The following is a 12,489-nucleotide window of genomic DNA, read 5'->3' as shown; positions in this document are numbered from 1 at the left end:
GATGCGCATCAGTATGGCGTATTCCGGTGCAGCGAGTGGTGTTCGAATACATGGAATGTTAAATCGGCGACGGGCCTTGATGATTTAGGCCCGTCTGCTGAGTAAAGGATTACAGCTTGGCTTGCACCGCTTTAAGGCCATCGCCACCGTCGAGTGTTTTAACCCCGTCGAGCCAGCCTTTGACCACTTCGGGATTAGCGCTCATCCAGGCTTTGACCGCTTCAGTGTTGCTCGCTTGCTTGCTCAGGACTTTATCCATCACTGAGTTTTCCATCTCTTGAGTGAAGCTTAGATTGCTCAACAGCTTGCCAACATTTGGGCACTGCTGTGCATAACCCTTACGTGCGAGGGTGTTCACGCTTCCTGTTTCACCGAAGTAAGCTTCTCCACCCTTGAGGTATTTCATGTCGTACTGCACGTTCATCGGGTGCGGCGTCCAGCCGAGGAAGACGACGAATTGGTCGCGTTTTACTGCGCGACCAACCTGCACCAACATGGCTTGTTCGCTGGACTCAACCAGTTTCCAGTCCTTGAGGTTGAAGTCGTTGGTATCAATCATCTTGCGGATCGACTCGTTACCCGGTGAGCCAGAAGCGATACCGTAGAGCTTATGGTCGAACTTATCGGCAAACTTGTTCAGGTCAGCGAAGGTTTTCACCCCGGCGTCATAGGCGTAGGTCGGTACTGCCAGTGTGTATTCTGTGCCGCTGAGGTTTTGCTTGATGTTGTCGACTTTGCCATTGGCAACAAACTTGTCGTAGTTGCTCTGCTGGGCTGGCATCCAGTTGCCCATAAAGACATCAACCTGACCTTTTTGCAGGCCGGCGAAGATGATAGGTACTGCCAAGGTTTGAGTTTTGCTTTCATAACCAAGGCTGTCGAGGATAAAACTGGTGACGCCATTGGTTACGGCAATATCACTCCAGCCCGGATCACCTAGCTTTACTGTACTGCAGTTTGCGTCCTCTGCTTGGGCACCGATGCTAGCGGCCAATAACAGGCTACCTGCGAAAATGGGTGTGAGTGTTTTCATGCCTTCTCCTTTTTTATGGTTTTTCCTGCGTCAGCATTTAGCTGACGACAGGCAGTGATGGCAGTTCAATTTGATTTGGAAAAAGTCCTTGTTTGGTTTGTTATGCACCGACTTGAGGGTAACGTGCGCGCCGCTCGAGGTCGTCAAGGTCAATGTGGTTGCGCATATACTGCTGGCTGGCGTCGACCATCGGCTGGTGATCCCAGCTCTTGAGCTTGCCTTGGTTGAGTGCCTGCGCAACCAAGCGGCGGCGTCGTTGGCTGGCTAAGGTGGCACTGTGGATGGCCGGAATATCCCATTGGTTCCATGCTTCCTGAAGCAAACCTGAGAGTACCGCCTCATGGTCTTTGCTGTTGGCTAGGTTTTCACGTTCCAGTGGATCATTGCGTACATCGAACAGCATCAGCGGGTCGACTTCCGAGAAAATCAGTTTGAAGTCGCCACGGCGAATCATCATCAGCGGGCTGTTAGTGCCTTCAGCCATGTATTCGCCTAAGACGTGGTCGTGGCCAGAGCCGGTTTCCAGGTGTGGGAGCAGGGAGCGGCCATCGAGTGCTAAGTCTGGATTGACCTGGCCGCCCGCCAACTCGACGAAGGTCGGCAGTAAATCCATGGTTGAAACCGATTGGCTGATTCGCCGCGCGGCAAAGCGCTTGGGTGCGTGGATCAGCATGGGCACACGGGCAGACATTTCGTACCACTGCATTTTGTACCACAGGCCTCGCTCGCCGAGCATGTCCCCGTGATCGCCGGAAAAAACAATGATGGTGTTGTCGCCCAGGCCGCAGTCTTTGAGGGTTTTCAGTAACTTGCCGATGTTGCTATCGATATAACTGCAAGCCCCGTAATAGGCGCGTCGGGCATCTTTGATTTTGTCTTCTGGCAGGGGTTTATCCCAGAGGTCGATCACCTTCATCACGCGTTGTGCGTGGGGGTCTTGCTGATCCTGCTCGATAAACTGCTTAGGTAGATCAATATCGACGCCCTCGTACAGGTCCCAAAATTCGCGGGTTATGGTGTAGGGGTCATGGGGGTGAGTCATCGACACGGTCAGGCAGAAAGGTTGGTCTGCACCTGCGCGCACATGGTCGTATAAATATTGTTGGGCTTTAAATACCACCTCTTCGTCAAAGTCGAGTTGGTTGGTGCGCACACAAGGCCCGGCTTGCATCACCGACGACATGTTGTGGTACCAACTGAGGCGCTCATCGGGGGCATCCCAGTTTACCGACCAGCCGTAATCGGCCGGATAGATATCGCTGGTAAGGCGTTCCTCAAAGCCATGTAGCTGGTCTGGGCCACAGAAGTGCATCTTGCCCGACAAGGCGGTGCGATAACCCATCAAGCGCAAATAATGCGCATAGGTCGGCACATCAGCGGGCAGGTCTGAGGCGTTATCGTATGCGCCGATTTTGCTCGGCAATTGACCGCTGACCAAGGTAAATCGCGACGGCGCACACAAGGGGCTGTTGCAGTAGGCGGAGTCGAAAACCACTGCGGATTCAGCCAACTTCATCAGGTTCGGCATTTTAATCTGCGACTTGGCATCGTGCAGCGGAAGGATTGGCGCGGCCATTTGATCGGCCATGATGAAGAGAATGTTGGGTGCTGTCATGGCGGCCGGTATTCCATATATAAAATTTATGCGACATTGCTGTATCTATAATCAAGCCAACAAAAACTGGGGTAAACCCATATCAAACACATAGCTTGGATAACTTCAGCTTATGTATAACCGCTTCAATGACTTGTCTTTGGATGTGCTGCGGGTGTTTGAGTCCGCTGCCCGGCAGCTAAGTTTTACCGCTGCAGCCTCTGAGTTGGGCACCAGTCAGCCAGCCATAAGCCAGCAGATCAAACGCCTTGAACAGCGCTTGCATGTCCGGCTGTTTGACCGCGTGTACCGGGGTATTGTTCTGACCGAAGCCGGTGAGCATTTAATGCATTACGTGCAGGATGGTCTCAGTACCCTTGATGCGGGGCTGCAAGCGGTGACCTCGCAGCAGCAACATGAGGTGCTTCAGGTGGCAACGGACTTTGCCTTTGCCGCTTACTGGTTGATGCCGCGGCTAAAGCGCTTTAATCAGTTGTATCCAGAAGTGGATGTTAGCCTGCTCACGGGTGAACGGGATCTGGGAGCCTTATCCGCCGAAATTGATGTGGCAATTGTGTTTGGCGATGGCCGTGTGAAGAATGGCCAGAGCAAGCTGTTGTTTGCCGAAGAGGTTTACCCGGTATGCAGTGCGCAACTGCTCAAAGGCCATGCTCAACCGTTAACCTCAGCCATGTTGGCGCAATTACCTTTGTTGCATTTGCGCCCTGAAAGCCGTGCCAGCTGGTTGGATTGGCAAGGGTTGTTTACCGCTTTGGGGATTGTTGAAACGCCGAGCCCGGGCAGTCTGCGTTTTGACAACTACACTCTGTTGATCCAAGCAGCCATTGCCGGGCAAGGTGTGGCGATTGGCTGGCGTTATTTAGTCGATGAACTGCTTGAGCAGGGTTTGTTGTGTCGTCCCTGCGAAGGCGAAGCACGAACAGCGTTGGGCTATTATCTGGTGCTGCCTGAACGTAAACGCAGGCAACGCATAACCCAGCAGTTTGTGGACTGGCTACAGGGCGAGTTGGCCGCTGCTTAAACGTCCTTTGCTGACGAAAGGTAGGAACGTCATGAGGGATGGGGGCTCCAAGAACCCCAGATGAATTCCGTATACTTAGCGCGCTTGAACCTTGGGTTCAGGCTCTCTTCAACTTGCTCAGTGAGCTTCTCTTGAAAATTCGTCATTCGATAGTCAGTTTGTTGCTGGTATGCAGCAGCGTTGTAGCTACATCAAATGTGCAGGCTGCGAGCAAAACCACTGCTCGCCAGGAACTTGCGGCGGGCAGTGCATTGTTGGTCGATTTAAATACCAACAAGGTGCTCTACTCAAGTAACCCCAACATGATTTTGCCCATCGCCTCGGTGACCAAGCTGATGACCGCTGTGGTCACCCTGGACGCCAAATTACCGATGGATCAGATGCTCGACATCAATATTGCCGACACTCAGGAAATGCGTGGTGTGTTTTCACGGGTGCGCGTTGGCAGTGAAGTCAGCCGCCGGAATATGCTCCTGCTGGCGCTGATGTCATCTGAGAACCGTGCAGCAGCGAGTCTTGCCCACCATTACCCTGGTGGTCAGACGGCATTTATCGCCGCCATGAACGCCAAAGCGCGAGCACTGGGCATGAAAAATACCCATTACGTCGAACCGACGGGCTTGTCGCCGCATAACGTTTCGACGGCAACGGATTTGGTGCTGCTGCTCAAGGCCACGCGTAATTATCCACTGCTCAGTGAACTGAGTACTTCGGACGATAAAACCGTGGCGTTTCGTAAACCCAACTACAGCCTGGGCTTCCGTAACACCAATGGCTTGGTACGCAAAGCCAACTGGGATGTTAAGTTGACCAAAACCGGCTACACCGATGAAGCGGGCCATTGCTTGGTGATGCGCACGGTGATGAACAAGCAACCGGTGGCTTTTGTGGTGCTCGATGCATTTGGCAAATACACCCACATGGCCGATGCCAATCGCTTGAAGAAGTGGATGGAAACTGGCGCTATTACTCCTGTTCCCCCTGCCGCCATCGCGTATCGTCAGCAAAAGCAGGCGCAGCGCCAGATGCAAGCAACACGCTAAAAGGCTCCACGGGTGAGCAAGCGCAGCTTGTCTACCAAAGGCTGAAGCAAGGACGCGAATACCCGCAGCCACAGAGGCGAACAGAAAGTAAAAAGGCCAGCCCGGTTAACCGAGCTGGCCTTTTTAGTGTGCATCGTCAGTGTTTAGGCGAGCGCGGGTTGCGGCTCTGGCTCGCGTCGACGACGCTGCAGCCAGATCACCAAGGCGAACAGCAACAGCCCTGGAATCCACATCAGCTCTTTCTGCCAGTTCTCCGTCGGTGCGCGCACCAGCATTATCTGCTGGTCGAACTCAAGGCCCGCTTCAGCGGCGGGACTACCGAATGTGACGTTGTCGATCAGCACCTTGTCGCCATCCATATAGGTTTGCAGGCCCAGATTGGCCAAGCGCTCCTCGCCGGTCGCGCCTTGTGGCACAGGCAGCAGGATGGAGAACTCACGGGCATCACCCACAGCATCTTCACCGCGAATACGCATGCGCAGTTTACTGCCGGGTTCAACATTGGCCAGCGATTGCGAAAGCTCGGTTGGCGCGATAGTGCGATACGGATCATGCACGATGTCCATCCAGAAGCCGGGACGGAACAAGGTGAAGGCTACCAGTAGAAGCAGAATGCTTTCGTACCAGCGACTCTTGACCAGGAAGTAACCCTGGGTGCCAGCCGCGAATATCAACATGGCGCCCGTTGCGACAACAAAGATCAGCACGCCGTGCCAGAAGTCGACATTGATCAACAACAGGTCCGTGTTGAAGATGAACAGGAAGGGCAGCGCTGCCGTTCTGAGGCTGTAGTAGAAGGCGGTGATACCGGTCTTGATCGGGTCGCCCTTGGACACGGCAGCCGCTGCGAACGAAGCCAAACCCACTGGCGGTGTTACATCAGCCATGATGCCGAAGTAGAAGACGAACAAGTGCACAGCAACCAGCGGCACGATCAAGCCGTTTTGCTGGCCAAGGGTGACCACCACGGGGGCGAGCAGGCTTGAGACCACAATGTAGTTAGCCGTGGTCGGCAAGCCCATGCCCAGGATCAAGCTGAAGACGGCGGTCAGAACCAGCATCAGCAGCAGGTTACCCATCGACAGCAGTTCAACCAGATCAGCCAGAACCAAGCCAACACCGGTTTGCGAAACCGCACCGACGATGATGCCGGCAGCCGCAGTGGCAATACCAATACCAATCATATTACGTGCGCCCGCGATCAAGCCTTCGCGCAAGTCGATCACGCCATCTTTGAAGGTGCCGTGGTCATGGGTGCCATCGGTACGCAGCCAGCTCAGCAGTGGGCGTTGAGTCAGCAGGATAATGGTTAGCATGACGCTGCCCCAGAAGGCAGACAAACCGGGCGACAGACGCTCGATCATCAAGCACCACACCAGCACCACCACCGGCAGCAGGAAGTGCAGGCCGCTGAGCAATACCGCACGGGTTTTAGGCAGTGTTTCCAGAGGCGCATCAGGGTCCTCTGGCGGCAGCGGGGCAACGCTCGCAGCAATCTTCAACAGGCCCAGATAAACCACTGCCAACAGCACACCAATGCCGGGTAGGGCATATTCGCCCAGTGCAGGTTTAAGCCAGCCCAGACCGTAATAAACCACCAGGGATATTCCGGAAATCAAGGCAACGCCGAACGCAAAGCCGGTGATACGGCGCAACCAAGGTTTAGGCACATGGCCGCCGATTGGCTGTAGACCCAGTTTCAGCGACTCAAGGTGGACGATGTAGAGCAGGGCGATGTAAGAGATTGCAGCAGGCAAAAACGCGTGCTTGATGATCTCAACATAGGACATGCCGATGTATTCGACCATCAGAAACGCCGCTGCACCCATCACCGGCGGCATGATCTGGCCATTAACCGAAGAAGCCACTTCAACAGCCCCGGCCTTCTCTGCGGAGAAGCCAGTGCGCTTCATCATTGGAATGGTAAAGGTACCGGTGGTCACCACGTTGGCGATTGAGGAGCCTGAAATCATCCCGGTCAGGCCGGATGCCACAACCGCTGCTTTAGCAGGGCCGCCACGCAAGTGGCCGAGCATGCTGAATGCCAGTTGAATGAAGTAATGACCAGCCCCGGCACGTTCGAGCAAAGCGCCGAATAGTACAAACAGGAAAACGAAGCTGGTAGAAACCCCCAAGGCGATACCAAACACGCCCTCAGTGGTGATCCACTGGTGGTTAGCCATTGCACTAAAGCTGACACCGCGATGCGCCAACAGGCCCGGCATATATGGGCCAGCCAGACTGTAGACAAGAAACAGCAAGGCGATAATTGCCAGCGGCGGGCCAAGGGCTCGACGTGTGGCTTCGAGCAGCAACGGAATACCAATGCACGCCGTAACCAAGTCAGCGGTGGTTAAACTGCCGGGGCGTTGTGCCAATTGTTGATAGAAAATAAATAGGTAGGCCGCACTGGCTGCTGCAATCAGTCCCAAGGCGATATCAACTGCCGGGACATAATCACGCGGTGACTTTTTAAAGGCCGGATAAGCCAGAAACGCCAAGAGCAAGGCAAATGCCAGGTGAATCGCTCGGGTTTCAGTATCGTTAAGCACCCCAAAACCGAAAATGAATGGCAGCGGCGACGCAATCCAGAGCTGGAACAGTGACCACAACAGGGCTAAGCCTGTGATGACTGTCGCCATCGCTCCAATTGGCAAGCGCGCACCAACATCCTGGGCAATCAGTTCTTCAGTGGATAGTTGTTTTTCATCCATGGAGTGGAACCTGCTTTGAAGAATTCATAAACAGCAAAGCCCGCAGCCATTAGCTAGCGGGCTTGCTTCACATAAGGCTAGTTCAGTTACGCGTACTTCACGAATGAAGGAAACCTAACTAAAGCGTGTCTGCCTACCTCTCGAGGTGGGCAAACACCGGCTAATTACATCCAGCCGCGCTCTTTGTAGTAACGGATAGCACCTTCGTGCAGAGGAGCGGTCAGGCCAACTTTGATCATGTCTTCTTCTTTCAGGTCGGCAAATGCAGGGTGCAGACGTTTGAAGCGATCAATGTTGTCGAAGACCGACTTAACCAGCTGATAGACCACTTCTGGGTCAGCTTTAGCGGTGGTCGAAAGAACGGCTTTACCACCAATCGACTGAGTTGGGGCGTCGTTGCCTTTGTACATCCCGCCTGGGATCTCAGCTTTGGTGTAATAGGTTTTCTCAGCCAGCAGCTTGTCGATGTCTGGGCCAGATACGGGAACCAGTACAGCGTCAGTGGTGGTGGTCGCTTCTTGGATCGCACCGTTGGGATGACCGACAAAGTAAGTCATCGCGTCGATGTTGTTGTCACCCAATGCGGAGGCCTGCTCAGCAGGTTTGAGCTCAGCTGCCAGCGAGAACGCCGACTTGTCCCAGCCTTTAACGCGCATGATTTCTTCAAGGGTGTCACGCTGACCGGAACCTGGGTTGCCGATATTGACGCGCTTACCTTTGAGGTCATCAACGGTTTTGATGTTGGCATCGCGACGCGCCAAGATGGTGAAGACTTCACTTTGCAGGGAGAACACGGCACGGATGTCATCCATCGCACCTTCAGCTTCAAATGGCGGTAAGCCTTTGAGTGCTTTGTACTGGTGATCAGACTGCATAATGCCGAAGCTGAACTCACCACTGCGCAAACCATTTACGTTCGCTACGCCGCCGCCACTGGCAGGTGCGTTGCACTTGATGCCGTGGTCCGCATTGCCACGGTTAACAAAACGACAAATGGACTGACCAGCGACGTAATAAACGCCGGTTTGGCCACCAGTGCCAATGGTGATGAATTTATCTTCGGCCTGCGCTGCGCCACTCAAAGTAATGCCTGTGAGTGCTGCTGACAGAACCCATGCTAAGGATTTGCCTTTCATGGGGAGTTCTCCTTTCTTGGTTATTGTGATCCCTCTAATGCCTTTTGAGCATAGCGGAAGGATGGAAGTTTAACCGTTCTAGAGCACCTTGCACGGGGCAATTCATTTCTGGGCTTTTTTGGAGCGAACGTCCAACAAAAGAACCAGAGCTGCGGCGTTGAGCAGGTCATTGTTATTTGGGCTATCGCAAAGCACCCGCATTGGGCAAAATCCCCGGCATGAACAATTCCTCCGTTAACCACCCACATGCTTCCGTCAGCGCCAGCATTACCTTAGCCGTGCTGCATGCGGCTGTGCGCCTTGGCCTAGACCGTGAGGCGCTATTGGTTAACTGCGGCCTCACTGAAGCACAGCTTCTGGACCCCGATGCCCGTGTTCCTTTCACTGTTCAGGAGCACCTCTGGCAGTTGCTTAGCAGTGGTTTGCCGCTGGCTGAGCCCGGGCTGGCTGTTGGGATTAATTTGGCACCTGGGCCGTTCAGTGTGCTCGGCTACCTGTTGCAAAGCAGTCAAACCCTGAACGATGCGCTCAAAGCCGGCATGCGTTATCAGCGTTTGGTGGGTGAGGGTGGCGAGATGCATCTGCAGGAGTTGGCAGAAGGCCTGCAAATACAATATCGCCCCTTGCATCCAAGTCTTCCGGCTACGCGTACACGGGTTATGGCACTGATGGCATGCTGGGTACAGATGTTTGATCCGTTACTTGAGGACTTTCATCTGCGCTGTGCACAGTTTGCCCATGCTCAGCCTGAAGACCTTGGCCCTTATCAGGACGTATTTGCCTGTGACTTGCAGTTTAACTGCGCCGAGTACGCGGTTGTCGTGCCCCATGCGCTGCGCACTGCCAACTTAATTCAGGCCAACCAACCCTTACAGGATTTACTCCGTCAGCATGCTGAAGCCCTGCTTGCACGCTTACCTAGCCAGGGCTTAAGTACCCGGGTGGTGGCGTTATTGGGGGAGCAGTTGGCCCACGGTGAACCCCACCGTGGTGAGCTGGCCCGTGCCCTGAACCTGAGTGAACGCACGCTGCAACGGCGTTTAGCCGATGAAGGTTGCAGCTATCAGCAATTGCTCAATGATACCCGTCGGCAACTCGCGGAACGGCATTTGAGCAGCGGTAAGCTGCCGGCTGCCGAAATCGCGCTGCTACTGGGCTACTCCGAACCGAGTGTATTTTTTCGAGCCTTCCGCCAATGGACTGGTTTGACCCCCGGCGAGTATAGGGCTCAGCACAACAAGCCGAGCTGATCAGCCGCTATTTGGCCAAGCCGATGCCCTGGGCCTTGATAAAGGCAAGAAATGCCTCACGACTGGTATAGCGTGGGGTGTAGCCAAATATTTGTTTTAGACGGGTATTGGCCAGCACCGGGCGATAACGCAGAAAGTCTAATTGTTCAGGCCCATACTGACTGAGCCCCAAGGGTTTAAGAATACCCAGCACGCTTTTAATCAACAGCGCTGGCAAGGGGCGATAGGGTTTACCCAACAAATCGGCAATGTCGCGTAGGGTCAACGCTCCATCACCGGCTAGGTTGAAAATCCCTTCAGCTTGTTTTTCCAAGCCCTGGCAGATGATGTTGACCACATCCTGATCCCAGATAAACACGAAACGGCTATCGCTACCCAGCACGCCAAGAACTGTACGTTTATTGAACAGATCAGTGATTTGGTTGTTCATTTGTTTGCCGAGAATGGTTCCCGAGCGCAGCACCAGCTGTTTGAGTTGTGGGCTTTTAGTACGTGCCTGCGCCAGCATGATTTCAACTTCACGCTTATGCTTGGCATAAGCGAAGTGCTGATGACCTCGCAGAGGCTGATCCTCATCTATCCATTCGGCATTATCCTGGGAGTAGCCATAAGCTGCGCCCGAGCTGGTGATAATCAACTGCTGGACCGCTTCGCTAACAGCCGCGTCGATAATTGTGCGAGTGCCGCCAACATCAATGATTTTTAACTGTTCGTCGGTCATGCCACGTGGCGGGGTCACCACCGATGCGAGGTGAACAATCGCGTGTGGTTTCCAGGCCGATATACAGACTTTGACCTCTCGCGACTTACTGATGTCCAACTGCAGGAGTTCGACATTCATTCCCACACCTTTGCGATTCTGTGGGCGAATATCTGCTGCGATGAGCGTCCAGTCCGGGTGTTGAACCGATAGCTGGTGCAACAACTGCTGACCGATAAAACCAGCAGAGCCGGTTATTAAAACGCGCATAACACTCTCCAAGGATGCACAATTATGACTCACCGCGACAGCTATCCATTGCTGAAGAATGGGTTGTTCAGCAATACAGACTAGCCATAGCGAGCAAAGGAGGCAGTGACAATTTTAGCCAGCGCAAGTGGCGAATCGCGACGCGAGCGTTATGCAGGTATGCTGATGGTGAGTGAGTTAGGGGGGCTTCATGGCGAAAACGTTTTTATTCAGCCTTATCGCTGGTTTCTGGCTATTTGCAAGCAATAGCGCCAGTGCCGAGGACTATCTCCAGGCTGAGGGATACACGCTTGAAAACGGCTTGCAGTTACTACTTAAGCCGACCGCTGAGCATCAGCACGTTTCAATCCGACTAATTGTCGGGGTCGGTTTCGACAATTTCTCCTGTGTCGATAAAGAACTCCCGCACCTGCTTGAACACCTGCTTTTCAGCGGTATCAATAAGCACGACGAAATCGATCTCGAAGCGCAGATGCAAGCCTTGGGTGGCGAGTGGAATGCCTACACCCGCGACACCGACACTACTTTTGTGATCGAGGCCCCTGCTAAAAACCAGCGGGCGGTGCTTGACCTGCTACTTGCCAGCCTGACCCAGAGCCATTTCACCGAAAAAAAGCTTGAGGCTGCGAAAAAGGTTATCGAGCACGAGAACGGTGGTCACTACTCAAACTTGCAGCGTCTTATCGACCAGCAAAACCTCAGCCGCGAAGCCAATCAGCAATTAGCCGTTGAGCTGGGTTTGGCCTGTGTTGAGAAAAATAACGTGAGCCAACTCTCCCTGCAGCAAGTTAAGCAACTGCAAAGCGATTGGTATGCTCCAAACAATATGACCCTGATTGTTGTGGGTGGACTGGATCCACGCTTACCGGCTTATCTCGACCGCCAATACGGTTCGATCGCGGCGCACGACTTGCCCCAAGCCATAGAGCTGCCCCAAGTCAGTCGTAAAGCTGAGCCTCGCCGTGAGTTGATCACCCGTTTAGTCGGTGAAAACGCGAGTTTGCATTGGATTTTTCCGGAGCCCTGGGTCGGGGCCAATGACTACGAGGTCTGGGAGCTGATCAGCGATTACATCGACTGGAAACTCTATGAAACCCTGCGCATTGAACGCAACCTCAGTTACGGCCCGAGCTCTGAGCGCAATGTGTTTGGCAGCACCAGTTTTTTCAGCCTCAATGGCACGCTGGAGCGCGGTGATCTTGATGCTGCAGAACAGGCCTTGCGTGAGTTAGTTGGTCAGCTAAAGAAAGACGGGCTCGATGAGAAGACCTTCTTGCGGTTACAGGCCGCCGCAGTCGCTAAACAAGACTGGGGTGTGCAGGGCAACAGTGCTATTGCAGATTACTACTGGGGTTCGCTTGCCGATTACGAGAATGGCCGTTTCAGTGATCCCGGCAAGCGCCTCAAAAAGGTGACCTTCAAACAAGCCAACAAAGCCCTGAAGCAGTTGCTTGAACCGCAAGGTTATATTCGTATTGAGAAACCTTTGCTAACCGCCAACGGTCTCTATTTCAGCTTGGCTGGAATTGCCGGTTTGATCTTGCTCGCGTTTTTCGTCGGGCGTTTGAGCAAGCACTCAAATTGAGCTGGCGCATTGCCTTTAATGAGCCAGACTCAATAGCGTAGCCGGTGCTGTGCAACTGGCGTGTAGCTGAGTATTCTGCACGCCAAATACTCGTCTGAATGGACCCAGGCATCTTAGAGGCG

At 53.8% G+C, this 12,489-nt stretch carries 9 protein-coding genes; 4 read left to right on the top strand and 5 right to left on the bottom strand.

All coding sequences use genetic code 11. The annotated features are described in order from the left end of the window. Positions 1-109: 109 nt before the first annotated feature. Both choX and betC read right to left on the bottom strand, forming a co-directional pair. Complete coding sequence (choX, locus tag ACIGCM_RS16635; protein WP_397503177.1) at positions 110-1,033, bottom strand: choline ABC transporter substrate-binding protein; 924 nt, start codon at positions 1,031-1,033, stop codon at positions 110-112. 100 nt (positions 1,034-1,133) lie between these two features. Next, the gene (gene betC, locus ACIGCM_RS16630) at positions 1,134-2,648 is read right to left on the bottom strand and encodes a choline-sulfatase (protein WP_397503176.1); all 1,515 of its coding nucleotides are present in this window, start codon (positions 2,646-2,648) and stop codon (positions 1,134-1,136) included. A 112-nt stretch (positions 2,649-2,760) separates the two neighbouring features. Between betC and ACIGCM_RS16625 the strand changes: the two genes are divergently transcribed. Together ACIGCM_RS16625 and pbpG are read left to right on the top strand one after the other, a co-directional pair. Then, a complete protein-coding gene (locus ACIGCM_RS16625) occupies positions 2,761-3,669 on the top strand; it encodes a choline sulfate utilization transcriptional regulator (protein WP_397503175.1) in 909 nt (302 codons plus the stop codon). Positions 3,670-3,800: 131 nt separating this feature from the next. Next, positions 3,801-4,712, top strand: coding sequence for a D-alanyl-D-alanine endopeptidase (gene pbpG / locus ACIGCM_RS16620; protein ID WP_397503174.1), 912 nt, complete (start codon positions 3,801-3,803; stop codon positions 4,710-4,712). A gap of 143 nt (positions 4,713-4,855) precedes the next feature. Here the strand turns inward: pbpG and ACIGCM_RS16615 are convergent, their stop codons facing one another. Further along, entirely contained in the window at positions 4,856-7,426 is a 2,571-nt protein-coding gene (locus ACIGCM_RS16615) for a TRAP transporter permease (RefSeq protein ID WP_397503173.1), read from the bottom strand. A gap of 164 nt (positions 7,427-7,590) precedes the next feature. Then, positions 7,591-8,562, bottom strand: coding sequence for a TAXI family TRAP transporter solute-binding subunit (locus ACIGCM_RS16610; RefSeq protein ID WP_397503172.1), 972 nt, complete (start codon positions 8,560-8,562; stop codon positions 7,591-7,593). A gap of 218 nt (positions 8,563-8,780) precedes the next feature. Between ACIGCM_RS16610 and ACIGCM_RS16605 the strand changes: the two genes are divergently transcribed. Then, positions 8,781-9,812, top strand: a complete 1,032-nt coding sequence (locus ACIGCM_RS16605) for an AraC family transcriptional regulator ligand-binding domain-containing protein (protein WP_397503171.1) — start codon at positions 8,781-8,783, stop codon at positions 9,810-9,812. Positions 9,813-9,819: 7 nt separating this feature from the next. On the opposite strand, the gene ACIGCM_RS16600 is transcribed toward ACIGCM_RS16605, so the two are convergent. Beyond that, positions 9,820-10,782: an SDR family oxidoreductase gene (locus ACIGCM_RS16600; RefSeq protein ID WP_397503170.1), complete on the bottom strand. Its 963-nt coding sequence runs from the start codon at positions 10,780-10,782 to the stop codon at positions 9,820-9,822. Positions 10,783-10,972: 190 nt separating this feature from the next. Here ACIGCM_RS16600 and ACIGCM_RS16595 point away from each other — a divergent pair, with 190 nt between their 5' ends. Next, the gene (locus tag ACIGCM_RS16595; protein ID WP_397503169.1) at positions 10,973-12,367 is read left to right on the top strand and encodes a M16 family metallopeptidase; all 1,395 of its coding nucleotides are present in this window, start codon (positions 10,973-10,975) and stop codon (positions 12,365-12,367) included. Positions 12,368-12,489 lie beyond the last annotated feature (122 nt).

The sequence above is a fragment of the Pseudomonas sp. NPDC078700 genome (assembly GCF_044542375.1).
Classification (GTDB): domain Bacteria; phylum Pseudomonadota; class Gammaproteobacteria; order Pseudomonadales; family Pseudomonadaceae; genus Aquipseudomonas.
This window is presented reverse-complemented; position numbering and strand designations above follow the sequence as displayed.